This is a genomic window from Streptomyces flavochromogenes (assembly GCF_000717595.1).
Lineage (GTDB): Bacteria > Actinomycetota > Actinomycetes > Streptomycetales > Streptomycetaceae > Streptomyces > Streptomyces flavochromogenes.
In genome coordinates this window covers 187,044-213,830 of sequence record NZ_JNZO01000008.1, presented here as the reverse complement: position 1 = coordinate 213,830, position 26,787 = coordinate 187,044, and the positions used below count along the sequence as shown (strand labels likewise).

Annotated in this window: 29 protein-coding genes and 2 pseudogenes; 19 read left to right on the top strand and 12 right to left on the bottom strand. The window is 71.7% G+C overall.

Annotation, left to right across the window (positions count from 1 at the left end; genetic code table 11):
* Positions 1 to 835: 835 nt before the first annotated feature.
* Positions 836 to 1,378 carry a GNAT family N-acetyltransferase gene (locus tag IF00_RS0111995; RefSeq protein ID WP_245234495.1) on the bottom strand — a complete coding sequence of 181 codons (543 nt, stop codon included), beginning with the start codon at positions 1,376 to 1,378 and terminating at the stop codon, positions 836 to 838.
* Between the two features lie 925 nt (positions 1,379 to 2,303).
* Positions 2,304 to 3,644, bottom strand: coding sequence for an outer membrane protein assembly factor BamB family protein (locus IF00_RS0111985; RefSeq protein WP_030317217.1), 1,341 nt, complete (start codon positions 3,642 to 3,644; stop codon positions 2,304 to 2,306).
* Between the two features lie 317 nt (positions 3,645 to 3,961).
* Between IF00_RS0111985 and IF00_RS0111980 the strand changes: the two genes are divergently transcribed.
* The 6 genes from IF00_RS0111980 to IF00_RS0111950 all read left to right on the top strand — a co-directional run bounded on the left by IF00_RS0111980 (position 3,962) and on the right by IF00_RS0111950 (position 8,318).
* On the top strand, positions 3,962 to 4,300 hold the full coding sequence (locus tag IF00_RS0111980) for a thioredoxin family protein (RefSeq protein WP_030317215.1): 339 nt from the start codon (positions 3,962 to 3,964) through the stop codon (positions 4,298 to 4,300).
* 283 nt (positions 4,301 to 4,583) lie between these two features.
* On the top strand, positions 4,584 to 5,177 hold the full coding sequence (locus IF00_RS0111975) for a HutD/Ves family protein (protein WP_030317213.1): 594 nt from the start codon (positions 4,584 to 4,586) through the stop codon (positions 5,175 to 5,177).
* Between the two features lie 215 nt (positions 5,178 to 5,392).
* Positions 5,393 to 5,773, top strand: a complete 381-nt coding sequence (locus IF00_RS0111970) for an FKBP-type peptidyl-prolyl cis-trans isomerase (protein ID WP_030317212.1) — start codon at positions 5,393 to 5,395, stop codon at positions 5,771 to 5,773.
* Positions 5,774 to 6,682: 909 nt separating this feature from the next.
* Complete coding sequence (locus IF00_RS0111965; protein WP_030317210.1) at positions 6,683 to 7,039, top strand: DUF805 domain-containing protein; 357 nt, start codon at positions 6,683 to 6,685, stop codon at positions 7,037 to 7,039.
* Positions 7,040 to 7,485: 446 nt separating this feature from the next.
* Positions 7,486 to 7,764, top strand: coding sequence for a hypothetical protein (locus IF00_RS0111960; protein ID WP_245234494.1), 279 nt, complete (start codon positions 7,486 to 7,488; stop codon positions 7,762 to 7,764).
* Between the two features lie 356 nt (positions 7,765 to 8,120).
* Positions 8,121 to 8,318, top strand: coding sequence for a hypothetical protein (locus IF00_RS0111950; protein WP_030317207.1), 198 nt, complete (start codon positions 8,121 to 8,123; stop codon positions 8,316 to 8,318).
* 14 nt (positions 8,319 to 8,332) lie between these two features.
* On the opposite strand, the gene IF00_RS0111945 is transcribed toward IF00_RS0111950, so the two are convergent.
* The gene (locus tag IF00_RS0111945; protein ID WP_030317206.1) at positions 8,333 to 8,815 is read right to left on the bottom strand and encodes a DedA family protein; all 483 of its coding nucleotides are present in this window, start codon (positions 8,813 to 8,815) and stop codon (positions 8,333 to 8,335) included.
* Positions 8,816 to 9,223: 408 nt separating this feature from the next.
* Here IF00_RS0111945 and IF00_RS0111940 point away from each other — a divergent pair, with 408 nt between their 5' ends.
* Positions 9,224 to 9,883, top strand: a complete 660-nt coding sequence (locus tag IF00_RS0111940) for an NAD-dependent epimerase/dehydratase family protein (RefSeq protein WP_245234504.1) — start codon at positions 9,224 to 9,226, stop codon at positions 9,881 to 9,883.
* A 212-nt stretch (positions 9,884 to 10,095) separates the two neighbouring features.
* On the opposite strand, the gene IF00_RS0111935 is transcribed toward IF00_RS0111940, so the two are convergent.
* Entirely contained in the window at positions 10,096 to 11,013 is a 918-nt protein-coding gene (locus IF00_RS0111935) for a TIGR03619 family F420-dependent LLM class oxidoreductase (RefSeq protein WP_030317202.1), read from the bottom strand.
* A 407-nt stretch (positions 11,014 to 11,420) separates the two neighbouring features.
* Between IF00_RS0111935 and IF00_RS0111930 the strand changes: the two genes are divergently transcribed.
* A complete protein-coding gene (locus IF00_RS0111930) occupies positions 11,421 to 12,026 on the top strand; it encodes a hypothetical protein (RefSeq protein WP_030317200.1) in 606 nt (201 codons plus the stop codon).
* A gap of 78 nt (positions 12,027 to 12,104) precedes the next feature.
* On the opposite strand, the gene IF00_RS0111925 is transcribed toward IF00_RS0111930, so the two are convergent.
* Positions 12,105 to 12,506: a MerR family transcriptional regulator gene (locus IF00_RS0111925; RefSeq protein WP_037638001.1), complete on the bottom strand. Its 402-nt coding sequence runs from the start codon at positions 12,504 to 12,506 to the stop codon at positions 12,105 to 12,107.
* Between the two features lie 65 nt (positions 12,507 to 12,571).
* On the opposite strand from IF00_RS0111925, the gene IF00_RS0111920 reads away from it, so the two are divergent.
* Positions 12,572 to 13,708, top strand: coding sequence for an alkene reductase (locus IF00_RS0111920; RefSeq protein WP_030317197.1), 1,137 nt, complete (start codon positions 12,572 to 12,574; stop codon positions 13,706 to 13,708).
* A gap of 90 nt (positions 13,709 to 13,798) precedes the next feature.
* On the opposite strand, the gene IF00_RS0111915 is transcribed toward IF00_RS0111920, so the two are convergent.
* Positions 13,799 to 14,026: a hypothetical protein gene (locus IF00_RS0111915; RefSeq protein ID WP_030317195.1), complete on the bottom strand. Its 228-nt coding sequence runs from the start codon at positions 14,024 to 14,026 to the stop codon at positions 13,799 to 13,801.
* A gap of 356 nt (positions 14,027 to 14,382) precedes the next feature.
* Here IF00_RS0111915 and IF00_RS0111910 point away from each other — a divergent pair, with 356 nt between their 5' ends.
* The 5 genes and pseudogenes from IF00_RS0111910 (at position 14,383) to IF00_RS0111900 (ending at position 17,209) form a co-directional block, all read left to right on the top strand.
* Positions 14,383 to 15,555: an outer membrane protein assembly factor BamB family protein gene (locus IF00_RS0111910; RefSeq protein WP_158710446.1), complete on the top strand. Its 1,173-nt coding sequence runs from the start codon at positions 14,383 to 14,385 to the stop codon at positions 15,553 to 15,555.
* Between the two features lie 6 nt (positions 15,556 to 15,561).
* Positions 15,562 to 15,711 carry a hypothetical protein gene (locus IF00_RS45575; RefSeq protein WP_158710445.1) on the top strand — a complete coding sequence of 50 codons (150 nt, stop codon included), beginning with the start codon at positions 15,562 to 15,564 and terminating at the stop codon, positions 15,709 to 15,711.
* 51 nt (positions 15,712 to 15,762) lie between these two features.
* Positions 15,763 to 16,173 (top strand): RidA family protein, encoded by a 411-nt coding sequence (locus IF00_RS0111905; protein ID WP_030317191.1) that lies wholly within the window; start codon positions 15,763 to 15,765, stop codon positions 16,171 to 16,173.
* Position 16,174: 1 nt separating this feature from the next.
* Positions 16,175 to 16,318 (top strand): annotated as a pseudogene (locus IF00_RS46845) (ROK family protein); the annotation flags it as partial.
* A gap of 207 nt (positions 16,319 to 16,525) precedes the next feature.
* Positions 16,526 to 17,209 (top strand): hypothetical protein, encoded by a 684-nt coding sequence (locus IF00_RS0111900; RefSeq protein WP_245234493.1) that lies wholly within the window; start codon positions 16,526 to 16,528, stop codon positions 17,207 to 17,209.
* A gap of 79 nt (positions 17,210 to 17,288) precedes the next feature.
* Here IF00_RS0111900 and IF00_RS0111895 read toward each other — a convergent pair whose 3' ends face one another.
* Positions 17,289 to 17,726: an SRPBCC family protein gene (locus IF00_RS0111895; protein WP_030317188.1), complete on the bottom strand. Its 438-nt coding sequence runs from the start codon at positions 17,724 to 17,726 to the stop codon at positions 17,289 to 17,291.
* Positions 17,727 to 17,820: 94 nt separating this feature from the next.
* On the bottom strand, positions 17,821 to 18,837 hold the full coding sequence (locus tag IF00_RS0111890) for an aldo/keto reductase (protein WP_030317185.1): 1,017 nt from the start codon (positions 18,835 to 18,837) through the stop codon (positions 17,821 to 17,823).
* A 138-nt stretch (positions 18,838 to 18,975) separates the two neighbouring features.
* Here IF00_RS0111890 and IF00_RS0111885 point away from each other — a divergent pair, with 138 nt between their 5' ends.
* The 3 genes from IF00_RS0111885 to IF00_RS0111875 all read left to right on the top strand — a co-directional run bounded on the left by IF00_RS0111885 (position 18,976) and on the right by IF00_RS0111875 (position 22,518).
* Positions 18,976 to 19,878 (top strand): LysR substrate-binding domain-containing protein, encoded by a 903-nt coding sequence (locus tag IF00_RS0111885; protein ID WP_030317183.1) that lies wholly within the window; start codon positions 18,976 to 18,978, stop codon positions 19,876 to 19,878.
* A gap of 355 nt (positions 19,879 to 20,233) precedes the next feature.
* Positions 20,234 to 21,916 (top strand): serine/threonine-protein kinase, encoded by a 1,683-nt coding sequence (locus tag IF00_RS0111880; RefSeq protein WP_030317181.1) that lies wholly within the window; start codon positions 20,234 to 20,236, stop codon positions 21,914 to 21,916.
* Entirely contained in the window at positions 21,901 to 22,518 is a 618-nt protein-coding gene (locus IF00_RS0111875) for a hypothetical protein (protein ID WP_030317179.1), read from the top strand. The genes IF00_RS0111880 and IF00_RS0111875 overlap by 16 nt, the downstream gene beginning before the upstream one ends.
* A 166-nt stretch (positions 22,519 to 22,684) precedes the next feature.
* Here IF00_RS0111875 and IF00_RS0111870 read toward each other — a convergent pair whose 3' ends face one another.
* Complete coding sequence (locus tag IF00_RS0111870; protein ID WP_030317178.1) at positions 22,685 to 23,407, bottom strand: dienelactone hydrolase family protein; 723 nt, start codon at positions 23,405 to 23,407, stop codon at positions 22,685 to 22,687.
* Between the two features lie 274 nt (positions 23,408 to 23,681).
* Between IF00_RS0111870 and IF00_RS0111865 the strand changes: the two genes are divergently transcribed.
* Together IF00_RS0111865 and IF00_RS0111860 are read left to right on the top strand one after the other, a co-directional pair.
* Positions 23,682 to 24,125, top strand: coding sequence for a DUF6325 family protein (locus IF00_RS0111865; protein WP_209439746.1), 444 nt, complete (start codon positions 23,682 to 23,684; stop codon positions 24,123 to 24,125).
* 39 nt (positions 24,126 to 24,164) lie between these two features.
* Complete coding sequence (locus tag IF00_RS0111860; RefSeq protein WP_030317175.1) at positions 24,165 to 24,452, top strand: SHOCT domain-containing protein; 288 nt, start codon at positions 24,165 to 24,167, stop codon at positions 24,450 to 24,452.
* A gap of 73 nt (positions 24,453 to 24,525) precedes the next feature.
* Here IF00_RS0111860 and IF00_RS43570 read toward each other — a convergent pair.
* From IF00_RS43570 to IF00_RS0111845, 3 genes and pseudogenes are all read right to left on the bottom strand, one after another.
* Positions 24,526 to 24,898: pseudogene (locus tag IF00_RS43570) on the bottom strand (methyltransferase domain-containing protein); the annotation flags it as partial.
* A gap of 35 nt (positions 24,899 to 24,933) precedes the next feature.
* Complete coding sequence (locus IF00_RS0111850) at positions 24,934 to 25,605, bottom strand: esterase/lipase family protein (RefSeq protein WP_030317174.1); 672 nt, start codon at positions 25,603 to 25,605, stop codon at positions 24,934 to 24,936.
* A 375-nt stretch (positions 25,606 to 25,980) separates the two neighbouring features.
* The gene (locus IF00_RS0111845) at positions 25,981 to 26,589 is read right to left on the bottom strand and encodes a TIGR03086 family metal-binding protein (protein WP_030317173.1); all 609 of its coding nucleotides are present in this window, start codon (positions 26,587 to 26,589) and stop codon (positions 25,981 to 25,983) included.
* Positions 26,590 to 26,787 lie beyond the last annotated feature (198 nt).

The following is a 26,787-nucleotide window of genomic DNA, read 5'->3' as shown; positions in this document are numbered from 1 at the left end:
CAGGGGGAGCGTCGCAACCGTCCGCGAACCCGGGGCACTCGCCCCTGCCGCTGGGCGACTGGCCGCTGGAGGCCGACACCGAGCCCGCCACCATCAGCGTCACGTCCGGCACAACGGGCGCCGTCGTCCACGTCTCGGTCACGGGGGCGAGCACGGGCAGCTTCTCCATGAGGGCCGCGCGGCATCGGAGCGGGGCCACGTCCGCGCTCCCGTGCCGCCCTGCGCCTCGGTCGAAGCCCTCGGGCCGAGTGTTCTGCGCGACGGCGGCGACCCGGTGGAAGCCCCGCACGGCGAGGACGTCTGCGGCACGAAGCGGCCCACCCCACCAGCCGTATCCCGCTCGGCCAAGGGCGGAATCCGGCGGCCCTCGGGCGCAGGCCCTCAAGAGCGGCTCCCCCAGGGCCTCTGGCCGATGCACGTGGCCCGGCTCGGCACCTGGGGAAACGGGGGAAAGGAAAGCTCTCCGGACAATTGGACGGCGGGTGCGGCCCCATTCCCCCCAGGGCAGCCGTCCACGGACCGGCCCCTCGATCAGCCGACGCGTCGGGGCCGGGCCGCAGCTGACGAAGCCGCCGGACGGGTCGAATACGGCGCGGCGGTGCCCAGCCCGGCGCCGGACGCGGACAGGTAGCCGGACGGTGTCTCGCGCACCGGGAATCGTCGCCGCGCACCAGGGGCCGGTGAGAGCGCGTACGGCGACGGGGCACCCGACGCGTGTCGGGAGGAGCGCGGCGGGCCGCTCGCCCGGACGCCGCATGAGGGAGAGAGCCTCAAGGCAGGCATCCGGTGAAGCGAACGACCTCTTCCGGAAGCGGTCCGGCCGACTGACGCAAGGTCAGATGTCGCCCTGGACGAGGGCGTGCAGGTGCTCGTCGTGCCATCCGTCGGCGTGCAGCAGCGCGCTGCGCATGGTGCCTTCGAGTGAGTATCCGGCCTTCTCCGCGACACGGCAGGACGCCGGGTTGGCCACCGAGTGACACAGCCGCAGGCGATGCAGGCCGAGGTCTTTCAGGGCCCACTCGCTCACGCGCTTCGTGGCTTCGACCACCACACCGCCGCCGCGTGCTGCGGGGAGGACCCAGTAGACGATCTCGGCGCTGCCACCGCTGAGGTCGATGTCGCCCCACCCGATCAGGCCCACGGCCTCACCTTCCGGTCGAGCGATGGCCCAGATCGCACTCAGCTCGGCCCGCCAACGCTCGTGCATTCTCTCGATTTTCCGACGCGCGTCCTCCGGTGTCTCCACCAGCAGGCGGTTCCACTGACGCACTCCGGGATCCTGGCTCCCGGCCACCAGGACAGCGGCGTCGGAGAGACGCCAGGGGCGCAGCTCCAGGCCGCTCGGAAGGCCGAGCACCGGCTGGTCCATCTTGGCCATCTGCCCTGCGGGAACCACTGCCGGTATGCGTGAGCTTGAGATCATCGCGGCATCCTTGCACGGCCCCTCTGTAGGACGTAGGCCGATCAGGACCGAGCAGCCCTCGGCGCGTATCCGGCCCAGCCCGTCGGGGGTAAGGCCGGGGTGACGCCACGCGTCCACCGCATCGACGACGTGGACGAGGCGGCGGCCACCGCCTTCGCCGACGGGGTCAACGCGCTCCTGGCGAACCGGACGGACAGCGATGACGTCGACGGGGCGCCGTTCGCCGTGGTCCGCTCGCTCACCCCCACGTGGCGGACGAGGTTCCACCGCCGGATCATGCGGGGCACGCTGTGGCACCTGCTGGCGCTCGTCGCTCTCTGCGTGGTGGCCGGCTCACTGGGCAGGTGGGACCTGGTGCTGCTCACTGTCCCCATCGGCGGCTTCGCCTGGCTGGGCCTGTGGTCGGGCCTGTACGGGGTGATCCGCGCGCGACGGGAACGGTGGCTGTACCGGCACGGCGTCATGGTGACGGCCACCCGGGCGACGATGACCCGCGGGGGGTACGTCTACCCGGACGCGGCCGGGACGTACCGCGGCTTCCTGCACGGCGAGGCAGGCCCCATGATCACCGTGGCCCACCCCCCGGAGGACCCGGCGGACGTGCTGGTGCCGACACCGCCGTTCACGCACCTGGTGAACACCTACGCGGGCGCCGTCCTAATCTTCTGCGGCAGCGCCATGATCGTCCTCCACGCCGTGTGGCGGTGGACTTCCTCCTCGACGGCTAGGGCGCGTATCAAAGTGGATCTTGGGTTCCGGCCCCGGCGCCGGCTGATCGACGGCATACGGCCCCGGGTCAGGGTCGGCCGTGACAGGAAGGGCCTGTCGAGTGCGGACCGTGAACCCCGCCCTCGTGATCGCCAGGGCAGGGCCCGATCCGTCACTCGCGCGCGTACACCGAGAAGGGGTGCATCCCCGAGTCCTGCCGCACGGCGACGACCAGGTCCGCGTGCACCAGCAGGTCCGCCAGCTCGCCCTGCGCCCGGTCCACGTCGAGACCGGCATCGATGCTCTCCTTCTCGTCACCGGAGGCGGCGTCGAGCACTCGCAGTTCGTCGAGGCCGTCGTGCCGGGGGCCGCGGTCGGCGAGGACGGTCACCCGGCCCGCGGTGACGTCGAGGGCTCGCAGACCGCCCGCGACGGCCACGTCCTCCAGCCAGACCTGGCTGCCGCTCGTGAGGTCGAAGGCGACCACGCGATCCCGGTACGCCTCGCGCTCCCTGCTCTCGGCGCCCAGATAGAGCCGTCCGTCCGCGACGGCCACGAGGGCCGGCGTGTGCGCCTGGACTGTTCCGTATCCGCCCGTGGTCCCGATCCGGGCGGTGACCTCTCCGCCCGTGCCGAAGGCCAGGAAGGCGCCTGGCCGGCCCTCCGTCGTTCCGCCGGTCTGTACGACCGCCGGCTCGGCGGATCGCAGGGTCACCTGCCCATCCGGTACGGGCGTCGTCCGGCCGCCGAGGGGCGCGGTCCATCGCTGCCGGCCATCAGCCGGATCGAACGCGGCGAGCCGCAGTTCGGTGCGGGCACAGGCGAGTACGGCGACGACCTGCCGCTCCCCGGCGGCGACCTGCTCGGGCACGCAGCCCTCAGGGACGGCCGCTGTCCAGCGCGGGGCGCCGGTCCTCAGATCGAAGGCGCGCAGGGCCTTGGTTCCGGAGACGGCGGGCCGAGTGTCGAGGGCCCACCTGTCGTCGGCGTCTCGCAGGACCCCGATCCTGCCACCGACGGCGACCATGTCGGTGAACGTCTCGGCCTGGTCCCCCGCAGTGCGAGGCGTGTGCCATCGCTCGCGGCCGGTCGTGAGGTCGAGCGCGGCGACGGTCGTGCAACCCGCGTCCGCTACCGGCCCCCGGACGATCAGAACGACGGAGTCGGCCGTCCGCCGGCTGACGGCGCAGATGTGCTCCTGTGCGGGTGGGGCGTACTCCCAGCGGCCCTTCCCCGTCCCCGCGTCGAAGGCGGTGACCGCGTCATACCGGCTTCGGACGAGTGTGTCGCCGACCAGCCAGGCGCCGTTGCCGTAGTTTCTGGCGCTGCTGTCGACCGGGGCCTCCCAGACGACGCGCAGCGAGCCCCCCAGGGCGGAGCAGCCCGTGGCGAAGCCGGCGACGAGGAGCGCGGTGGCGGCCGAGAGGAGGGGGCGGATGAACCCCCTTCCCTGACGGCCGGACAGTCGCCGTTCCCGTCCCGGCCCCGTGTCGTCGGTCGTGTGCGTTGCCATGCGGATCCCACCCCTGGCTTGAACAGTCGAAGCCCTGTCAGGGTAGGACACAGCTGATCAACGCACTGTGCGGACGTGTGCTCGATCCCTGTCCGGAGTCGATTGCGCGTGAGTGGACTGTGCCGAGTCTTGTTTCGCCGCGGCGGAATACGGGTTCACGGACGCGGCTGCGGAGATGCCGACCACAAGCCGGGACCGGTGAACGAACCGCCCACGCGCCGAGTCGGGCCCGCTCCCCGCCCGGTGCCCTGGCCGGCCCGCCGTATCGCGCGGGGGATGATGGAGGGGAAAGACGGAACACAAGGTCAGGAGCTTCCATGGCGAAGCGGGTTCACCAGCCCCGTGAGGACGCGGAGTTCGACTTCATCCTCAGAATGAGCGCGGTCCCGGTCCTCGCGTACTTCACCGGGACATGGCCCAAGGCCATCGAGCCCTGCCGGGCGATGGATCTCGTCGTCGGTGGCATCGCCGACGAATACGCGGGCCGCCTCACGGCCGTACGGACCGACATCACACGCTGTCCGGCGGCAACCGAACGGTACGGGATCACCGGAGCCGCCTCTTACATCCTGCTGAAGGACGGCGAGCCGGTGGCCCACGGGGCGGGGCCCTCTACCAGCGCCGAGGTCCGGGAGTTCCTCGACGGCCACCTCTGACACCCGGCACCCTCGCCAGAGCGCGAGCCACACCCCCTTCCGCGCCTTCACCGCGCGGCCCTCCGTCGCAGCGCCCGGAACCGGCTGCGCAGCTCGGCGGCCGGCTCACCGGAGGGAACGGGAGGGCCCGGTGGGGCCGCATACACTGCGTTCGGCGCGCCCCGGCGCCGACGACTGACCCACGTGGACACGGCGTCGCCCTCCAGCGCAGGTGCCGCCGCTGGGTCGTGTCGCCCATCCGGGGAATCCGTACCCGTACCCCACGCAGTTCAGGAGCCCGCCCATGCACCACTTCGATGTCGAGACACTGACTCCGGGCCGGTGGCGCAACGGCGGCGGCACGACCAGGGAAATCGCCTCCCGGCCCGTAGGCGCCGAGGACTTCGGGTGGCGTGCGAGTGTCGCTGACATCGACCGGGACGGGCCGTTCTCGACGTTCGGCGGGGTCGATCGGACACTCACCCTGCTGGCGGGCGACGGTGTTCTGCTGACGTCTCCCGGGGAGTTCGAGCGTCTGCCCGCACGCGCGGGCGAGCCGTTTGCGTTCTCCGGCGACCTGGCGCTCTCCGCCGAAGTCTCCAGTGCCGGCTGCCGGGTGCTGAACATCATGGTGCGGCGTGGGAACTGGACGGCTCGGGTGGAGCGGGTCGCCGGCAGGGTCCTGGCGCCGTCCGCACACGCTGGGGTGTTCTACGTCCTGCGCGGCCGGTGGCAGACAGGCGAGGACGGGCATGTCCTGGCGGCCGGCCAGGGCGTGTGGTGGGACGAGGACGGTCTGGCACCAGGGGAAGGCGTAGAAGTAGGGGTAGGCGTCGAAGTCGCACCGCTCTCACCCGACGCCGTGGCCCTGTGGGCGGATCTCACCCCGATGGGGTGACAGCCTGCCGGCCCGTCAGACGGCCCCGGCTCGGGGCGAGCGGTTGGGCCCGATGCCGACGACCGTGCGGAATGCCGGCCCCGCGCCGTCCACAGGGGAATTCGTCGTCCTCCACCGGGTCGGCATTCTCGGTAACGTGACCATCCGCCGTGTGGAGCGTCCATGCGCCCGGCAGGTCCACACCCGGGCCTCCGGCAAGGAGCAGTGAGGCCGCGATGAGTGAACTGACGAAGCCCGAGATCGACGTTCCCGAGGGTGACCCTCCCACCGAGCTGACGATCCGGGACCTCGTCATCGGGGACGGGACCGAGGCGAAGCCCGGCAGAGTCGTCCAGGTTCACTACGTCGGCGTCACCTTCGAGTCCGGAAAGGAATTCGACGCCTCCTGGGACCGCGGCCAGCCCTTCAAGTTCGCCGTGGGCGGTGGCAGAGTCATCAAAGGCTGGGACCGGGGGATCAGGGGAATGAAAGTCGGCGGACGACGCGAGATCATCGTTCCCCCACGCCTCGGCTACGGCAAGCAGTCGCCCTCGCCGCTCATTCCGGCCGGCTCCACCCTCATCTTCGTCGTCGACCTCCTCACAGCCACAGCCTGAGAACGAACCGGCACGAACCGGCTACCGCCCGGCTTCTCCGCCCCAGGCCGGCGCTTCCTCTCGCCGACAGCGGCAGCCCGTTCGGAGCCGCGTACGTGCGGGCCCATGCCGGCCTCGCCCGCTTGCGCCGCGGCTGGAGGGTCTCTGCCTCGGCGAGTTCTTGTGCGCGGTCGCTGGTCAGTTCGCAGATGCCCTGTACGGAGGTCTGGGGGCTACGGCGGCGGGGTGCACAGGGGACGCACGCTGTGTCGCGCCGGCGTTAGGGCCGAGAAGATCGAGCATGTGCGGCGGCCGAGGGCGGAGGCGGAGTTCGCAGGCGAAGGCGCCCCCTGCTTCCGCCAACGGTCGACCGCGGACAGGACATCGTCGAATTCCTGCCGTTGTTCGCACAGGATGCGGCACTCCTGGCTGAGTTGTCGGCGCCGGTCGCACGGTTTCGGGGGAGCTCCCGGCCGGGTGCGGTGCGGCGCGGCGGCCAGACCTGGTGGAGGAAGTCGCGTCGTGCGAGGCCTCGGGGGCGGCGGCAGCGCTGATGGGGCGTTTCGGTCTCCGCCAGGCTGAACGTACGCACCCCACGCGATCCCTGCGCTTGCAGCCCACAGGATGGACCTGTCGGCAGTCAAACACCGCTGCCCCCCAGGCCGCCTGCTCGACCATCCCGACAACATGCTGCGGAACGCACCTCATCAGCCGCAGAGACCGTCAACTTCCTTTCCTGCCTGGCTGGTTATTGCGCCTGGCGTTCGAGCTCTACGTACACTTCCCAGCGCTGCGCAGCGCCTGCAGGAGCGCCTCACCGCGGAAATCCGGCGACGGCCGACACCGCGGTACTCGCCACCGAGAACGCGATCTCACAGCGTGCTCCACAAGGACAGGCTTCCGCTCGCACACCTAGTCAATGGGGGAAAAGTGAACTGGTACCTCGAAGTTCTCAAGAAGTACGTGGTGTTCAGCGGACGGGCACGCCGCAAGGAACACTGGATGTTCTTCCTGTTCAACATCATCGCGGTGATCATCGTCGCGACGGTCGACCTCGCTCTCGGCACCTTCCCACTGCTCTACCCGATCTACTTCCTCGCCGTACTCCTGCCGCACCTGGGCGTGACCGTCCGCCGCCTGCACGACACCGGTCGCTCCGGCTGGTCGGTCCTCTTCGGTCTGATACCGCTGGTCGGCGGCATCATCCTGATCGTCTTCCTTGCCACCGAAGGCGAGCAGCACCAGAACGCCTACGGCCCGAGCCCGAAGCCGGCAGTGGCCTACTGACGGTCCGCGCTACTGAGCCGCAGCCCCTGGGAGGTCGCCTTCCGGGGGTCTCTCGCGTACAGAGAGCCGTTACGGAGCGATGGGCCCACGGGCCGGCGCCGCTGCAAGCCCCACGACGGCTGCTGCGGGGTGGGCTGGTCGCCCGCGCACGGGCGATGGGGTTCACGCTGAACTGTTTGACCTTGCGTGTGGTGGGCGCGTCCGACGGGGCATCCTGAAGCGATGGATGACACCGATGCGGCATGGCAGTCCTGGCTCTCCGGGCTTGCTCCGTCCAAGCGGTCGGCGGCGGAGTCGCTTCGGATGCAGTTCGAGGCGCTCGGTGCGGTCGACGCCGTCGACTGGGCGCGGTCGGCGATCGATGAGAACCAGCCGCAGTTGGCACGCTTCGTGCTGCGCGTTCGCTGTGGCGTGGTGCGATCGACGGCTGGGCTGCGCCGGAGGCGTTGGAGCAGGTGGCGGCGGGCCGGCGTCTGCTGGACGCGGGGGCGAACAGGGACGACCTGGTGCTGCCGGCCCGGGCCGTTGCCTACGAAGCTGTCTTCTCCGCGGTGGACGAGCTGGATTGCGGCGGGGACGTCAACGTGTCCGGCGTGGATGTCGGCTGGGTGGTCATGGAGTCCGGTGAAGACGGGGCTTCCGCAGGTCGCCCCCTCGCGGGCCTTCACGAGGACTTGCTGACGATGGATCCGAGCGGGCGCGACGGCGCGGACCTGTGGCGGTAGGCAGCCGAGCTTGGCGTTGGGAAGATCAGGGCCGGGCGCCGAGCAGCCTTTCCTTCTCCTGGTCCGCGAGCGTCTCGCCAGGCCGCAGGATCCACGAGGCGATACGGCGCGGGCTTGGGACATCCACGCGGACCGGCTCGGCCGTCCCCTCGCGTAGCTTGGCCAGGTGGCGGCGCACGACCTCGGCCTCACCGGCCTCCGCAATGCGGTCCAGTGGACGCGGGCGCCCCGCACCCGGGCCGGGTGGGCCGGCGGCCGGCCGCCGCGTCGCCGGGCATCGATGCCCTCGCAGGCCTCACGCGCCTGAACCTCCTGGCCGGAACCGCGGCCCGTCCCGCCCTGCGCGCAGGGCCGCCATGACGCACGGCGCGTGCGCCGTGGCCGGCTCACAGGCGCACGCGGCCGAGACCTTTCTCGCCGACGACGGCTTCGGCCGGGAGGCGAACCTCGCTCTCCAGGACCGCGACGGCGGCGTCCTCGTTCGCCCCAGCGCCACGCTCTCGTCGGCAGGCCGACGGTCGTCGCGTACGCCCCCGACTCCGGTGTCCACCTGACCTCGGCGGACGGCTCAGGCTTCGTCGGTCACGGCGTCGGCGGAGGACGGGACCGCCCTTCTCCTGCGGTACACCACCACCCCGCACACCGCGAGGAGGAGGACTGCCACGGCGGACACCCCGAGGGCCGTCTGCTCGGCGAAGAGCCTTCCCAGCACTTCGAGCGCCCCGAGACCGGCAGTCGCGTAGACCATCGCCCAGGCCGCTCCACCCACGAACAGGGCGGGCAGGTAGCGAGGCAACGGCATGCGCATGCTGCCGGCGAGGAAGTTGGCGGCGGTCTGGAACCCGACGGTCAGGAAGGAGACGGCCACCACCGGCGCGCCCCACCGCTGGATCGCCCGCTCCGCGCGGCCGAACTTCTCCGAAGAGATCCGCCCGGCGAATCTGCTGCGCCGGGCACCGGCGCCGGCGAGCCACCCGACGGCGAACGTCCCTCCGGCGCGAAGGAGGACGATGATGTAGAGGGCTCCGGCCGTGAGCGCGATCTTATCCACGGCGCCTCGTCCCGTGCGCCGGGACGAAACCCGCGACCCACGTCACGCGCATGGGGCGTCCCGCTTCGCCGGGCGCACGACGCGCCCGAGCTCGCTCGCTGTCTCTCACCTGCGCCCCGCCTCTGCCCGTTCCGTCTTCTGGGTTCCCGCCTGAGGACCGGAACCCCACCCGCACGCCTGGGTCCGCACGTCAGGCAAGGTCAGCCTAACCTAATGCCCATATGGCGGATACAGTGCCCGGGCCCCCACGGAGCCGCAGGCGGCCGCGGTCACTGCATCAGGTCGGCTCACCCACAGCGTAGGCCGCCTGCTGCACACTCGTCGTGGACCTCCTTGCCTGCCACAGCACCCGCGGGCGCTGCCGTATCATCCCCGCACGAACCACCCAAGAGAGGCCACGCGTTGAAGGTGATCCTGTTCGGGGCGTCCGGCATGGTCGGCCAAGGTGTGCTGCGCGCCTGTCTGGAGGACCCCGAAGTGACCGAGGTCCTCGCCGTCGCCCGCCGCCCGCTCGGTCGCACCGCCCCCAAGCTCCGCGAAGTGCTCCACTCCGACTTCATCGACCTCACCCCGATCGCCGACGACCTGGCCGGGGCCGACGCGTGTTTCTACTGCCTCGGCGTCTCCGCGGCCGGGCGCGACGCCGCCGAGTACGAGACGATCACCTACACCTACACGCTCGCGGCCGCCCACGTGGTCGCCGCCGCCAACCCCGACCTGACCTTCGTGTACGTCTCCGGAGAAGGCACCGACAGCACCGAGCAGGGCCGCTCGGCCTGGGCCCGTGTGAAAGGCCGCACGGAGAACGCCCTCCTGGCCATGGACATGCACGCCTACGCCTTCCGGCCGGGATGGATCCAGCCCCTCCACGGCGAGACGTCGGGCACACGCTGGTACCGCGTGATGTACCGCCTCACCTCATGGCTCTACCCGGTCATCCGCCGCGTGGCCCCGCGCTATGTGACCAGCACCGAACAGGTGGGCCGCGCGATGCTCGCCACCACCCGCCTCCACGGCGCCGAGCCCCATATCCTGCGGACCCCCGAGATCAACCGACTCGCAGCCTGACCGAGCCCCGGAACGAGGGCTATTCGGGCAAAACCGCCTACCCGTGCCCCGGTGGCGGCGGCCGTCGGCCCCGCCCCGTACCGACGGGCCTTCCACCGGGTGGGCCACGGTCGGCGGACACGAGCCACAGGCACGCCTGGCAGAAGCTGCGAAGCACCGCCGCCACGGCACGGCCATCCGGCTCCGATCCAGCTGCCGCGGCCAGGGTGCTCCTACCCCCTGCTCAGTCGGTCGTGAAAGCGTCGTGCGAGGTCCGTCAGCTCTTCTGCGTTCCGCGCGGTCTGCTGGAGGTCGACGAGGATCTCGTCCGCCCCGGCCGCATGGGCGGCGAGCAGGTAGTCCGACACCTGCTCGACCGTCCCCCGGTGCGGAACGGCGTCACTCGGGGCCGCGTCGGACGTCACCGCGGGGTTCACCCGTACGACGGCGCGCATGGCCTCGGGGTCACGTCCGTTCGCCTCGGCGATCTGCCTGATCCGGCCGATGACATGGGCCAGTTGCGGCAGCGGCATCGCCGCTCCCGCCCAGCCGTCCGCCCGGCGGCCGATGCGTTCCAGCGTCGCCGGGGTGAAACCGCCCAGGAGCACCGGCGGGCGGGGGCGCTGTACGGGAAGGGTCCCGATGTGCGCACTCGGGATCCTCCAGACGGCCCCGTCGTGCTCGGCCGACGTACCGGACCAGATGTGGTCCAGGACGTCCAGGATCTCCTCGAGCCGTGCCCCGCGCCCCCGCCACGGCACGCCGATGGCCTCGTACTCGTCGGACGACCAGCCGAGCCCGAAGCCGATGTCGAGCCGCCCCGCGCTGAGGATGTCGACGGACGTCAGCGAACGGGCGAGCAGGAGCGGGGAGTAGAACGGCGCGTTCAGCGTGCTGGTCCCGAGTCGCAGCCGTCGGGTGGCGTGCGCCAGGAAGGACAGGGTGACGACGGGGTCCAGGAAGGTACGGTGCTCCTTCGGTACGGAACCGCCGCCGGGATACCGGTCACGGGGCTCGGTCGGGACGAGGGCCCGGTCTCCCACCCACAGGCTGTCGTAGCCGATCGCTTCGACCGTGGCCGCGAACTGCGAGATCACCGCGGGGTCGGTGAACAATCCGTACTGGGGGGCTCCGAGGCCGATCTTGAGCATGTCTCTCACCTGTTCGAGGAATTGCCGTGGGCCGCTGCGGTCCGCTTCTCCGACACCGTGCCGAACCGGGATCGACATCTGATCAACAGCGCGTGAATACGCTGCTCAGCGCGGTGAGCCCCCGACGGGTCATGGCGCCGGCGATGAGCACGCGCTGGGCCGTACCGCCGGACAGCTCGTGCGGAGAGCTGCGCGTGACCCCGCTCGGGGCGGGGGTCTCGACCCTTCGCAGGAGTTCGAGCGCCCGCTCGACGGCCTCCTCGCGAGATATGCCGAGGACCTGCCGGGGACGTGGCGCATGGGGTCGGTCTCGTGTGTCGCAGGTTTGCCCGTGGGGCGCGGTGGAAGAGTTGAATCCGACGACCGGCCGGACCTCCTTGACGCCACGACTCGAACGGGAGTCATCCATGCGCCTCTACGCCCAGACACCCGCACGCCGGAACCTTCAGGTGCTCGTGGACCTGATCGCCGTGGCCGTGATCGCCGTCGCGGTCTGGGCGGCCCTCGTCGTCCGCGAGACGATCATGTTGCTGGCCGAACCGGGCCGCAGGGTCGAGAGTTCCGGCGACCGCCTCGCCGAGGAGCTCGGCAACGCGGGAGACGCGGCGTCCGATGTGCCGCTGATCGGCGGCGTCCTCAAGAAGCCCCTCGAGGCCGCCGCCGACGCCGGCTCCGGATTCGCCGACGCGGGAGTCTCGCTCCAGGAGACCGTCAACCAGGTCGCCAATGTGATCACGACGGCCCTGATCGTCATTCCGGTGTTCTTCGTCCTGCTGCTGTGGCTCCCGCCGCGCCTCCTCTGGATCCGGCGCAGCAGCACCCTGCGCCGCCTCGCCGAGGCTCCCGGAGGCGCGGACCTACTCGCCCTGCGCGCCCTGACCGGCCCGCCGGGCGCACTCGCCAAGTTGCCCGTACCGCCTGGCGGATGGGCCGATGCCTGGCGTCAGGGGGACCGGGAGGTCATCGCGGACCTCAGCGCGGTCGCTCTCCAGCGCATCGGGCTACGGCCTTGAACAGTCGCGGGAGTCCGAGGCCGGAGTGCCCTCGTCGGTGAGCGAGGATGCCGGCCGACGGTGGTGGGGGCGCGCGCGTCACACGACGGCGGGCGACGCCTCCGTGCGTAGGGCGGCCGGGAGGGAGGGAGAGGCCGCGGAGATGACCTCGTCGAGGACGTCGCGGGACCGGATCAGGTCCGCGATCGTGCGGTCGATGCGTTCACGTTCCGCGTGCAGCTCCTCGACCAGCTTTGCCGTGGCGATCTCGCTCGGCGCGCCGTCCGTGTCCCGCATGCAGGGCAGCAGCCGGGCGATCTTCTTGCTGGTGAGCCCCGCGGCGTACAGCGCCTGGATGCGGATGACCCGGTCGACCGCCCATTCGCCGAAGTCGCGCTGTCCTCCGGGCGTTCGCTCGGACGCAAGGAGGCCCTGTGCCTCGTAGTAGCGCAGCGACCTGTCGCTCACGCCGCTGCGCCGAGCGAGTTCACCGATCCGCATTCCCCACCCCGATCGCCGGTCACGGCCTTGCCCCTGACACCAGTGTCAACTTTTACCGTACGGGCATGACGAACGCACCGGTCGAATCCCGCCTCTTCGACTCCGCCCTCCTCGGCCCGCTGGAACTCCCCAACCGCCTGGTCATGGCGCCGATGACGCGCAACCGCGCGACGGCCGACGGCGTCCCGCTGCCCCTCATGGCCACCTACTACTCCCAGCGCGCCTCCGCCGGCCTGATCATCGCCGAGGCCTCCACGCCGAACGCCGTCGGCCAGACCTACCCGAACATCACCGCCATCCACAACGACGCCCACGTGGCGGGGTGGCGTCAGGTCACCGGCGCCGTGCACGCCGCCGGTGGGCGGATGTTCCTCCAGCTGCAGCACGGCGGGCGGGTCGGGCACCCCGACAACAGCGGGCTCACGCCCGTCGCTCCCTCGCCGATCCCCCTGCCCGAGCCGATCCACACGGCGGCCGGCCGCCGAACGGCCGTCGTCCCGCGGGAGATGACCGTCGAGGAGATCCGCTCCACCGTCGCCGACTTCGCCGCCGCGGCCAGCAAGGCCGTCGACGCGGGCTTCGCCGGCGTCGAGGTGCACGCTGCCAACGGCTACCTGCTGCACCAGTTCCTCGCCAAGGGAACCAACCAGCGCACCGACGCGTACGGCGGTGCGGTCGAGCACCGCATTCGCTTCGTCGTCGAGGTGGTCCAGGCCGTCGCCGACGCGATCGGCCCCGACCGGGTGGGTGTCCGGCTCGCACCCGGCCTGACCGTCAACGGCATCGAGGAAGGCGACACCGAGGACATCTACCCCGCCCTCGTCGCCGCACTGAACGACATCGGTCCCGCCTACCTGCACCTCGTGTTCGCCGACCCGGACCAGCCGCTCTTCCAGGACATCCGCAAGGCCTGGCCGCGCACCCTCATCGCGAATCCGGTGCTCGGCTGGGGCAGCCCCCTACCCGCAGACGGCGGCCGACACGCCGCCGAACGCCTCCTCGCCGCCGGAGCCGATCTCATCTCCCTGGGCCGCCCCTTCCTGGCCAACCCCGACCTCGTCGAACGCCTCCGGACCGGCGCCCCCATCAACCCCGTCCGCGAGGAAGGCCTGATGTACACGGGCGGCGAGAACGGCTACACCGACTACCCGCGCATCACGGCGACCGTTGCCTCGCCGCGTGCGCACGCGGACCGCCTGTAGTTCGCCTTCCCCACTCCTCCGCTCCCTCGCTCCCCCGCTCCCGCTCCCCGGCCCGACGGCTCCCCTGGCGTGCCTCGGGCGGCCCGTCGGTCAGCGGGCCTCCTGCCGCGCGGGCGCCTTTCGCGTCTTCACACCGACGAGGACGAGTGCCAGCCCCACGGCGACGATGCCGAGGGAGGCGGCCGGCGGGAGGTCGACGACCTTGTGCAGCCAGCCCCACTCCGTGCCGAAGAGGGTCTGCGAAGCGAAGCTGACAAGCCCTTGGGCTCCTATGACGTAGCCGACGCTTTCGGCGGTGTATCCGATGGTTGTGCTCACGGATCAAGCCTCTCCCGGCGGGGCCGCAAGATCGTCCTTCGCACGGCCGAGAAGGCAGTAGGCCGAAGGATGGAGTCGCCGGAGGTGCGCATTCGGCCGCCTTGTGGCTACGAGGCCGTCACGAATGGGGAACGAGGGCGGCAGAGAGGTCGGGGCAGCTCTACCGTGGGCGCGGACCTGGGGGGGGTGCGATGCGGCGTCGGGGGTGGCGGTGGCTGCTGGGTGGGGTACTGGCCTTACTGGTCACGGGGTGTTTCGCCCCGCAGGGGCCGATGTTCGGCGATGGTTCGGCGGTCCCCGAGGAAGCCTCGCGTGTGCGGATGCCGGTGCGGCCCGGGCCTGACGGCACCTGGGCGGTGAATTCCACCGAGGCGGGGCTGCTCGGCCAGGGGCGCACGCTCGTCCGGCTGAAGGGGCCTGAGCGCCAGGGCTGGCGGCTGACGCTGCCCGCCGAGTTCGCGTTGACCTCAACCCGACCGGGTGCGGCACACTCCGCGCTGGTCCAGGACCACAAAGTCGTGCTGGTCGGCGGGGGCGAAGGTCACCGGGGACCGACGGCCATCGCCGGGCTCGACCCGCAGCACGGGCGCCTGGCCTGGCGACAGCCTCTGCCGCCGGGCAGCCGGGTGTTCCTGTACGAGAGCGGGTTCGCGACGGTGCTGGCGGCCGACTGCCGCCCCGGTTCCTGCCAATTGACCGGCTGGGACTCCTGGTCGGGCGTGCGCAAGTGGACGCGCACGGAGTCCGGGGCGGTACGGGTCCTGGACGGCTGCCGGGCCGACGCCTTCGCCGTCGAGCCGCCCTCCGACGTCCACCGCTGCCGGCCCTATCTCGTCACCCCGGGCCGCGTCGCCACCCTCGGCCCGGAGACCGGCCGACCGGCCTGGATGACAGGTCTCCGGATGCCCCGCGAACCCATCGACCGGATCACCCAGAACGGCGGGCACGTCACGATGGCCACCGCCCCGGCCAAGGGCAGCTGCCGCGCCACCGTCCTCGCCTGGCGGATCGCCGAGTACGCCGGTCACGAAGAATACGACTGGCAGCGCTCCTTCGTGTGGGACCAGCCCCAGGCACCTCGCGACCCGCGTACGGGATGCCGCTGGGACCGCACTCTCCCCCTGTTCATCGGCTACGGGATGGCGCTGCCCGAGGCCGGAGGAGCCCTCGTCGTCCCGCACTACAGCGGCACCCTGGGCCACTCCCGGCGGCTCGCCCCGGGCGAGTACCTGGTCACCGACGGCACCATGAACCAGATCATCCGCGCACCCGGCCGCCCGGACCGGACCCTGAACGAGACCGGCCGGCCGCTCCGCCCTCGCGGCCTGAGCCCCGCCTCACGCCTCCTCATGGACAGGTTCTGGCAGGACGGCCGACGTCTGCTCCTGCTGGGGTACGAGGATCGCGTCCTCTGGGAGGGCACATCGGACTGCCGGGCCTTCGCCGGCCATGGCAAGGGTCCGTGGGTCGGCCTCACCTATTGCGACGGCGACGACCTGGTCACCCTCCGCCCCAAGGACAAGGACTGACGGGCCGTGCAGGCGACCGTCGGTCCTCTTGAGCCGTGCGCGGGAAGCGAGGGCGACCACGACAACCAGGCAGCCAGAGCCGCGAGGGCTGTGAGGGCTGTGAGGGCTGTGAGGGCTGTGAGGGCTGTGAGAAAAGGGAAGGCGACGGCGGCGTGACGTTGGCAGGATGTTCGCGGTCTGCACCCGCTGGGAAAGGACCCACCGACCGTGGCTCGTGCCATCACTCTGATCCGCTCCGCCGCCCTGTCCGACGTCGCCGAGTACGCCTATGCCGCCACGGCACCCGCCGAGTCCCGCCTGATCTTCCTGGCCGGGGCGTGCCCTCTGAACGACGACGGCTCGACGGCGGCTGTCGGGGACTACGCGGGCCAGGCGTCGAAAGCCGTGGAGAACATGCGGGTCGCTCTCGCTGCCGCCGGCGCGTCGCTCCAGGACGTCATCAGTACACGGGTCCTCGTCGCATCGGCCCGGCAGAGGGATCTGGTGGCAGCCTGGGAGGTCGTCCGGGACGCTTTCGGTGACCACGACGTCCCCAGCACCTTGATGGGCGTCACCGTGCTCGGCTACGACGACCAGCTCGTCGAGATCGAGGCCGTCGCCGCCGTACTGGATCAGTAGGACCACGCTGCGGGCGACGGCGCAGGAACACGTGACGTTCAAGCGGATGCCCGCTGTCGTTCCGGCCGCGCTCGGTGGCGGCGCCTCGTGTCTGGGCGCGGGGCTGCTCGCACGCGACCCGCTCACCAGGGCGAGGGCTTCCTGACCCGGCACCGATGCCGGAGGCCGGCCCGCACGTGCGCGGCGAGCGCTGTCCGGGATGCTCGCCGGGGGAACGGACGCCGGCGAACTCCATGGGGGCAGGAGCATGACGAGCAGCAACGAGACACACGGGGCGGACTTCGGCTCGCCGGGACACCCGCCGGGGCCGCCCCGTCGTCAGCCGCGGCCGGTGTTGCCCACGCAAGCCCTCGTGCGTGAGGCCGGAAGGGCGCGGCAGCTCCTGGCCTCCGGGCAGTGGTGCCCGACAGCACCGGACTCCGAGGCAGCGGCGGCGGTACTGACGCGCCTCGCGGCTCCGCTCCCGCTCCGGCGTGCGGCGTCCGCACGGACGACGCGCACGGACCGGGACCGACGGCTCCAACGCATCCTGCGCACCGCGCTCCATCATCTCGACGCCGGCGCCGTCAGCCCGCGTGCGGCCGCCCTCCTGGCCGCCGTCGCCCGTGCGTTCCTGCCGTGGCACGGCACTCCGAACCCACCACGCGCTGCGGCGGCCCCGAGGTACGGAAGGTCGGTCGGGGCGGCGGACGACCCGACCGTGCCGCCGACGGACGCCGGCGAGGCTCTTCTCCCCGATCTGATCGAGCTGTTCACCCTGCTGGCTTCCGGGAGGCGGCCGGGGGCGGTCCCCGTCACTCCCCCGGTCGGCCTCTGGCGGGTCCGGTACGCGGGGCGCTTCCGGCACTACGGCAGGCCCGCTGCCGACGTGTGGACGGCCGAGACCTTCAGGTGCCCCGCGTGCGGGGGTGCGACCGGCCCGTGGACGGTGACCGGGGACGAGGGCCGGATGTCGTTGGGCTGCCCGTGCGGGGTGGTGACCCACGAACACGGCCTCGCCCTCTCCGAGGTCTGGCTGGTGCTGCCGGACGGCTGACCGGGCGTCATGGCGCCGCCCCGCTCTCACGCCCCTGCGCCTGCGTCTGCGCAGGCCATGGGCCGCGGACGCCGGGCCGTCACGAGGTCCCCTGGGGCAGGCGTGAGGTGATCGTCCGGTGCAGCGCGGCCAGGCCGTCCCGGTAGATGCCGTGGAAGAGGGCGATGGCCTCTTCGTCGCCGACGCCGTCCGGTGTGAAGGTGCCGGTCCACTCCACACGAGCCGTGGTCTGGTCCCGTCCCTCGTGGACGCTGAGCGTGGAGAGGTAGCCGGTGACGGGGAACGGGGCCTGGAGGATGGAGTAGCTGTAGCTGCGGGCCTTGTCGTCGAAGGACTCGAGGCGTTCGACGATCACGCCCCCGTCCTCGTTGGTGAGGGTCCGGACGCGGCCTCCCTCCCCCAGGCGACTGGCGGGGATGTAGGGCAGCCATTCCGGGAGCGAGTCGAAACCGCCCATGAGCTGCCAGACGCTGTCCGGGGACGCAGGGATGTCGATGGTCGCGGTCGTGGTGGCCACGGGTTCTCCTTGGATTTCGGGTTCTGCAGGGACGGCGGATCAGGGATGTCAGAGGATGTCGGGGAGAGGTCCGTCGGGCGGTGGGGAGAGAGGATCAGGCGGTGGGGGCCGGCGCGGGGGCGTCCCCCGCGATGAGCCCTTCGGCCCGGAGCTCGGTCCAGAACGCGGAAGGGATCGTCTCCTCCAGGGCGGCGACGTCCTCCGCGATGCGGCTGGGCTTCGTGGCGCCCGGGATCGCGGCGACGGTGGCCGGGTGGGCGAGGGAGAACTGCAGGGCGGCGGCCTTGATGCCGACGCCGTGACGACCGGCGACGGCCTTGATCTGCTCGACCTTGTCGATGACGGCCGCGGGTGCCTTCTGGTACTCGAAGTGCGTGCCCCCGGCGAGGATGCCCGAGCTGTAGGGGCCGCCGACGACGATGTCGACTCCCTGTTCCACGGCGGCGGGGAGCAGGCGCTGCAGGGCGCGGTCGTGGTCGAGCAGCGTGTAGCGGCCGGCGAGGAGGAACGCGTCGGGCTTCGGCTCGTCGAGGTCGAGGGTGAGCTCCAGGGGCTCTACGCGGTTGACTCCCAGGCCCCAGGCCTTGATGACGCCCTCGTCGCGGAGCCGCTGGAGGGTGCGGAAGGCGCCGGTGCGGGCGGTCTCGTATGCGGCCAGCCACTCGTCCCCGTAGAAGTCCTGCGCGACGTCGTGCACCCACACGATGTCGAGGCGGTCGGTCCTGAGTCGCTTCAGGCTGTCCTCGATGGAACGCAGCGTGGCGTCGGCGCTGTAGTCGTTGACCATCTTGTGGGGGCGTCCGTGCTGGAAGAGGCCGCCCTTCTCGCCCAGGTCGCGGGCGGCCGGGTCCTCGATCTCGTCGAGGACGAGACGCCCGACCTTGGTGCTGAGGACGAACTCGTCTCGGGGGTGCTGGGCGAGCACGTCGCCCAGGCGGATCTCCGAGAGGCCCGCGCCGTAGAAGGGGGCGGTGTCGAAGTAGCGGATGCCCTGGGTCCAGGCGGCTTCGACGGTGGCCGCGGCCTCGTCGTCGGGGATGGCGCGGAACATGTTGCCGAGGGGAGCGGTGCCGAAGCCGAGGGCGCCGGGGAGGAGGGACGCGATGGTCACGAGAGATCCTTTTGCCTTGGAATGCGATGGATTGCTGAGAGATGGCCGATCCGTCGGCCTTGTGCTTCCGAGGTTAGGATCCGTGGATGAGACTGTCCAAGACTTACTCGGGCTCACTTCAGTCCTTTGAGGTCCCACATGCTTGACCTGCGACAACTCCGCTATTTCGTGACCGTCGCCGAGACGGAACACGTCGGGCGGGCCGCCGAACGGCTCCACATCTCCCAGTCGCCTCTCAGCCGGCAGATCGCCCAGCTCGAGAAGAACCTGGGCCTCACCCTCTTCGAGCGCAGCCAGCAACGCATCCGGCTCACCTCGGACGGCCATGTCTTCCTGACCGAGGCCCGCGCTCTGCTGCGGCACGCGGACCGGCTGGAGAACCTGGGCCGGCGGCTCGGCCGGGGCGAGGAGGGCGGGCTGTGCATCGGATACGTCGCCGACGCCATGCACACCGGCGTCCTGCCGACGGCCCTGCGCACCCTGCGCGAGGAGCGGCCGGGAATCCACGTGGCGTTGTACGACCAGGAGTCGGCCGACCAGTTCGAGGGCCTGCGCCAGCGGAGCCTGGACATCGCGCTCGTCCGCACGCCCCCTCCGGAGGACGATCCGGACCTGGACGCCGCGCCCCTGCTGCGGGACCCGCTGTTGCTCACGCTGCCCGAGGACCATCCCCTCGCGGGTCGGGAGGACGTGACCCCCGGCGACCTGGACGGTCAGCCGTGGATCGCGGTGGGCGACTCCCACGCCCCCGGATGGCGTGACGCGTTCGTCGCGTCGTGCACCGCGTCCGGGTTCACTCCGGACATCCGCCTCGACGCCGCCGACGCCCTCACCGCGCTGGGCCTGGTCGCCTCCGGCCTCGGCCTCGCGCTCGTACAGCAGAGCATGGTGCGCGGCTCGACCGAGGGCATCGTCGTACGGGAACTCCCCTGGTACGACGGGTCGGTGCAGCTGTGGGCGGCGTGGCACCGGGTCGATCTCCGGCCGGTGGTGGCGTCGTTCCGCTCCACGGTCTTGGCGGGAAAGCCGCACCCTCAGTGAGCCCGAGCCCGTGGCGCGAAGCGGCCGTCAAGGCTGCCGCGTCGGCGCGTACGAGTTCCCGGCACCGGGCTCCGTGCCAGGCTCCGTGGACGATCAGGAGGGCCGGCCCGTCGGTGTCGGCGTACTCGGGCGGTAGCTCCGTGGCCCGGGCTTCCTGCTCCGGCCTTCGCCTTGCGGCGGCTCCGCCTCGTCCCCGCGCGGTTCGTAGTGCCCCCGGGCCTCCGGCCTCCCAGAGGTCCCTTCCGTAGGCCGGGTTCGGCAGCGGGCCCGGTTTCCCTCTTCCCCGGGGAACCGGCCGTGGCGAGAATCTGTCCCTGTGAGGGGGAAAGTCGGCCACGGCGTCAGGGGGAGTGACATGGGCGCATGGGTGGTGCCGGGGTACACCGAAGCCCGGGAGCTGGGTTCCGGTGGCAGTGGGCGCGTGGTGCTTGCCACGCACGAGGGGACCGGTCTGCCGGTCGCGGTGAAGTACCTGAGCGAGCGGTTCCGTTCGGACGAGGCGTTCGTGCGGGGGTTCCGGTCCGAGGCCCGGCTGCTCGGGGCCCTGGACAGTCCGCATGTCGTCGGGCTCTACGAGTACGTCGAGGCGCCGCGGGGCGCGGCCATCGTGATGGAACTCGTCGACGGCGTCGCGTTGCGTGCCCTCATCGCGCGGGAGGGGTCGACGGGTCCGGAAGCCGCACTCGTCGTGCTCAAGGGATCGCTCCTGGGCCTCGCCGCCGCTCACCGCGCGGGTGTCGTGCACCGCGACTACAAGCCGGAGAACGTTCTGGTGGCCGCCGACGGATCGTCCAAGCTCGTCGACTTCGGGATCGCGGCCGGCCGGGGCGCCAGACCGGGTGTCGCAGGAACCCCCGCCTATATGGCGCCGGAGCAGTGGAACGGCGCTCCCGCCTCACCGGCGGCCGACGTCTACGCGGCGACCGCGACCTTCTTCGAGTGTCTGACCGGCCGTAAGCCGTTCTCCGGCGACAACTTCGCGGAGCTCGCCCTGCACCACCTGGGCACGCCGGTCCCCGACGGTCAGGCTCCGGAGCCGCTGCGCCCGTTGATCCGGAGGGGTCTGGCCAAGTCCCCGCACGAGCGGCCGGAGAACGCGGCCGCGTTCGTGACCGAGCTGGAAGCGGTCGCCTCGGCCGCCTACGGTCCGGACTGGGAAGAGCGCGGCCGGGGACGGCTGGCGGCGTTGGCCGCGCTGCTGCCTCTGTTCTTCCCTTCCTCCGGCGGCGGCGTGTCGGAGGGCACGACCGCGCTCGCCACCACCACGCTGCCGGCCCCGCCGCCGCGCCGCCGTTGGCATCTCCCTCGCGGAGTGCCGGCGGGTGCGGCCGCGCTCGTCCTGGCGCTGCTGCTCGCGCTCGCCGCGCGGGCCGGCGGCGAGGAGACGAACGGCGACAAGGCCGCCCAGGCCTTCGCGACGACGAGTGCCGTCCCCGGCACGTCGCCACCCCCGCCCGGCACAGCACCGCCATCGCCGTCGGCGTCGTCCCCGGGCCCGGAAATCTCTCCGTCGGCAACGACTCCGTCGCCCTCGTCGCCCGGGAGCACCGGGCCGGGCGCCACGTCCGACGGGACTCCCACCGACGACACGACGACGGCGCCGACCGTGACCTCTCCCCCCACGCCCACGTCCGGCTCGACATCGCCCACCGCGCCCACGACCCCGCCCACCCCGACCGTCACGTCCTCGACCACGACTCCCGCTCCCCCTCCGGTCGTCGTGACCGCGGTCTCCGTCACGAGCCTGCGCCAGACGGGGTCGGCCTCCGCCTCGGGCACCGTCGAGGTCACCACGGACGGAACAGGACCGGTGACGATCCACATCGAGTGGTTCACCGGGGACGAGAAGGGAGCGCCGGGCGCCCCGGACGGCTCCGAGACCTACCAGCGCGAGGGGGCCACCCGGTACTCCCTCTCGCTCGCCCACGACGTCCGGGGCGCCGGATGCTACTGGGGCCTGCGCGCGACCACGTACCCCGCCGCCGCGAACGGCGGTTCCCTGCAGCAGATCTTCATCCGGCGGTGCACGATCTCATGAACGACGACGACTACAGCGCCACCGAGCTCGGCAGCCACTGGTTCGAGCGTCCGACGCCGGAAGCGGCACCCGACCGGGTGGAAGGCGAAGTGCTGCGGTTCGGGCCGGGCGTGACCGCGGCGGCCCTCCGGCGGGCCGAGAACAGTCCCACGGTGGTCGAGATCTGGCACGGCACGCTCCCCGGCGTCCCCGCGCCCCGGCCCGCCCGCTCCCGATGGCCGTGGCGCTACGCGTTCCCCGCCGTCGTGCTGGCCGCCGTCCTGATCTTCCTCGCCTGGCGGCAGTACGGGCCCGGCGTCGCGGTGCGGGACGTCGCCGTCAGCGCGTCGGTGCCCAGGCTGGGCTGCGACGGGACGGCGGACGTGGTGGGCCTGGTGCGCACGGACGGGCGACCGGGCACCCTCACCTACCGTTGGGAACGCAGCGACGGAACCCGGTCCGGGGCCCTGAGCGAGAAGCTGGCCCGCGGACAGAAGGAAGCGAGTCTCCATCTTCTGTGGACGTTCCACGGGCCCGGAATCCACAAGGCGGTGGCGCGGCTCGTGATCACCTCCCCCAGTACCCACTCGTCGGCCGCGACGTTCACGTACGACTGCGGCTGACTCGGCCGACGTACGGCGCACGTCCCGCAGGAAGGCCCACGGGTGGTGCTCAGGGGGTACGGGGAGTCCTGTCGGCCACCGCCGTCGAGGAAGGAGGGCCCTGTACTCGACGGCGGCAGCCCGGCCGGCCCGGACTACCGTCTGCCGCGGGCCGGACGGCCCGGCGTCACTTCAGGTGGCGGTCCAGGAACCGGCACCCGTCCTCGAGCTCGAACCACGGGGTGCCGGTGTGCCCTCCGAGATTGGCGTGCAGCGTCTTCTCCTTGCTGCCGAAGGCGTCGAAGAGGTCCAGGGCCCGTTGCCGGGGGTTTCCCTCGTCGTCCCACTGCAGCAGGAACAGCAGCGGAACGGTGACCTGCCGGGCCTCCTCGCGCTGGGCACGGGGCACGTAGCCCCCGGCGAAGAAGCCCGCGGCGGCGATGCGCGGCTCGGCCACCGCCAGCCGGATGCCGAGGGCGGTCCATCCCCCGGAGTACCCGACCCGGTCGCCGATCTCGGGCAGGTCGAGGAGGGCGTCCAGCGTGGTCTGCCACTCGGGGACCGCGTTCTCGACCAGCGGGCCGATGAAGGACTCGAAGATCTCGTCGACCGGTTCACCGGCCTGCATCGCCCGCCGGAGCTCGGCACGGACCTGCTCGTCGGCGGCCGAACGGGGACGGTCACCGCATCCGACGGCGTCGATGGTGGCCACCGCGTAGCCGCGCGACGCCGTGTACCGGGCCCGGGCCACCAGTCGGGGGTCCGCCTTGGGAAGGCCGTTGTTGTGGGACATCAGGACCAGCGGGGCGGGCGCGGATCCGGGCGTCCAGAGGGTGCCGGGGATCTCGCCGAGGGTGAATTCGCGCTCGAGGACGCCGTCGTCGAGGCGTTGTTCGGAAGTGAATTGCACGGTCGTGCCTTTCGGGAGGCTCTTGTACGGCGCTCCCGGACGACCTATCGCCCGACCGTGACCCCGGAGGGGAGCACCCATGTCGATACTGCGTTCACGGGTACCACCTCCTCGTTCTCTCGCACGGCCTCCGCGAGGTTAGCAACGGTCACGGCGGGCGGCCAACGGGTTTTCCCGGGAGTGTGGTCGAGGTGCGTTCGTACCGACATGCGCGGGGACCCGCCCGGTGATGCAATGGATCCACTGAGAGAGCCACGACACCAGGGGTTACGCCGTGAACGACGAAGCCGAAGAGCTGGGACCGATCGACTATCTGATCGTGGAGTTCCCAGGCAACCGAATGACCGGTGAGGGCCTGCCCCTTCTGGTCGATCTTGTGGACCGTGGCCTCATTCGCATCCTCGACCTGACCTTCGTCAGGAAGGAGGAGGACGGCTCGGTGAGCGGCCTGGAGATCGCCGACCTCACGGGTGACGGCGAGCTCGACCTGGCCGTCTTCGAGGGCGCGTCCTCCGGACTCCTCGGCCAGGACGATCTCGAAGAGGCCGCAAGCGCCCTGCAGCCGGGCAGCTCCGCCGGCATCCTCGTCTACGAGAACCGCTGGGCCGCACCCTTCGCGGCGGCCCTGAACCGGGGCGGTGCCCAGGTGGTCGCCTCCGGACGGATCCCGGTGCCCGCCCTCATGGCCGCGCTCGACACCACGGACGACGCTCGCTGAGCGTGTGCTGACGTCAGTCGAGGAAAGAAGGGAACTCCCATGCCAGGCCTCCTCCGCGGTGTCGCGCGTACGGCCGTCGTCGCCGGAACCGCAACCGCCGTGTCGAACCGGGTCAGCCGCCGCCAGCAGGGCAGGTGGGCGGCGCAGCAGGAACAGCAGTACGCGGCTCCGCCGCCGCCCCCTGCGGATGCACCCGCGCCCCCTGCGGCGGGCTCCGACATGACGAGCAAGATCGATCAGCTGAAGCAACTCGGCGAGCTCAGGGACCAGGGCGTACTCACCGACAGTGAGTTCGAGGAACAGAAGCGCAGGATTCTCCAGGGCTAGGCTCTGTCGTCGCTGTCCCGCCCGCACCAGGAATGAGGTGCGGGCGGCGGCTGTTTCGTCGCCGGGACGCGGTTCACGTCATGAGCAGGCGGAGGCCGAGATCTGCCGCGTCGAGGCCGGTGAGGTCGCTGTTCCGCTCGTCCCATCTGCCGGAGTCGAGGTCGTCGCCGAGGCGTCGTACCGCCCGCTGCTCGGCCTCCGGCCCCACCCTCGTCGCGGGTGAGCCAGAACCGGTCCCGCCATCCGGGCTCGTCCGTGTCGAACGTGAGCACCACGACCCGGCGTGCCACACGCCTCATCTCCCGCAGCCCCGCAACCGGGTCCCCCCAGTGGTGGACCGTGGAGACGGCCATCGCGACGTCGAAGGACTGATCCTCGAACGGCAGGCTCTCCGCTGCAGCGGCCACACAGGGTGCCGAGCCGGCAGGTCGCTGGCGCCCGACTATGCGGCCTCACGCCACGTGAGGGTCAAGAACGGCCCTCAGGAACGGAGGAACGCGCGGACGCCCTGGGAGACGGCGTCGTCGCCGAGAAGGTCGTTGTGGGCCAGGCAGCCCGCGGCGTTGTTGGTCGCGCCGGTCAGGGGAACGCTGCTGTCGGGGTTGACGACCTCGTCGCAGTCGGACCACCAGGTGGCGTAGCGCGCGGTTCCGGGCGTCTCGTCGCCCGCGGCGAGGCCCTTCTGGACGTACGAGCCGGGAGTCATGTCGCGGCACGCCTGGTCCCACAGCGCGCAGGCCCATGCGGTGCTCGTGCCGTGGTTGGGACCGGCGAGGGAGGCCCAGTGGGCGACCGAGGCCTGGCCGGCGGGGTCGTACTTCGCGTACCAGCGGGTGACGAGACTGCCGAAGGAGTGGGAGACGAGGTCGACGCGGGCAGCGCCGGTCTGCCGCTTCACGCCCTCGACGTACGCGGCGAGTTCGCCGGACAGGACCTCGTTCACGGACCGGTGGGTGTCATAGCCGAAGGAGAACAGCTCGCCGTCGGTGTATCCGTCGGCCTTGAAGTCCTCCCGCAGGCCGCCCCATACGCCGGGGTCGGCGTTGTAGCCGTGGACGAACACGACCGGCGTGTGGGCGACAGCGCTCCGGGCGGGCGCCTGGGCCCGGACCGTGGCGGTGGGCACGGACAAGGACATGACGGTGGCGAGCATCGGGACCGCGATCCTGGCGGCGATCCGGGAACCGGGCTTCCACACACTTCCCCCTACGACGTGTTACGCACGAGTAGTCAGGAGCATGGTGGGGCTTCGGGGCAGAGAAGAACAGCCCTCGTACGCCGGGAGATCTCGCGGCACACGCCGGCATGGGCGGGATGCTGTGGAGGGTCGACTCACGGACCGACAGTCAGCGGTTCGCCCCCGACGCCATGCTCGGCCGGTACGGCGTCGCCACCCGGCTCTGCAGCTGGGGCGCGATGCCGCACGGCGCCGGCCCGGTCGGCGCCGGCCGAGTGGTTCGGGATCCGCACCGCCCTCGCCGTGGCGACGGGTACGGTCCGGTCGCCGGACCCCCACCGGCCGACTCCCTCACCGGCCGCGTGCCGCCAGTGGCGTCCAGCTCGGGTCTCGGCCGCTCAGGCCCACCGCCCGGTCCAGCAGCGGCGCGTCGTCCGGGACGGGCACCACGGCCCCGAAGATGCCTCCGCCGCGGCTCTCGTCCTCCGCGGCCGCCAGCAGAAACGCGTGCGAGGCCCCCAGCGCGGTCGCGTCGGGGACGTACTCCTGGCCGGTGGCCCGGGCCAGGTCCCAGCCGTGGATCACCAGTTCGTCGACCGCGACCGCCGCCGCGATCTCGCCGGGCAGGTCCACGCTGCCCGCACGGGTCATGCCCGTCCACGCGGACGGATCCCTCCAGGCCTCGGCCAGTTCGTCCAGCACCCGCGGCAGCGCCTCGCGCCAGTCGGCGGGGAGGGAGGGCACGGTCGTGTCGGGGGCCGCGTCCGTCGTGGGCCCGAGGTCCTTGCGGGCCGCGTCGCGGAAGGCCACGGCAAGTCCGGTGAGGTGGCCCAGGAGGTTCCGGACCGCGTAGTCGGGACAGGGCGTCGGGTCGGCGAGCCTCGCGTCGGGTACGGCCGCCGCGAGACGGGCCACGACGCGGGTCTGTGGCCCGAGGTCGAATGTCGTCGGTTCGGTCATCTTCCGCTCCTTGGACTCATCGGTGGTGAAGGGTGGACCGGATGCGACGGGCGGACTCATCGGTCGTCGCGCTCCCGATCGAGGCGTCGGCCACGGGGCGGTCCCGCGCGCGCGACGGCAGAGGGTGGCGCCACGGTTCGCGGGCTCCTCGCTTCGGCACGGTGTTCCATCGTCGCCCCGCAGCGGCCCGTGGGGCGC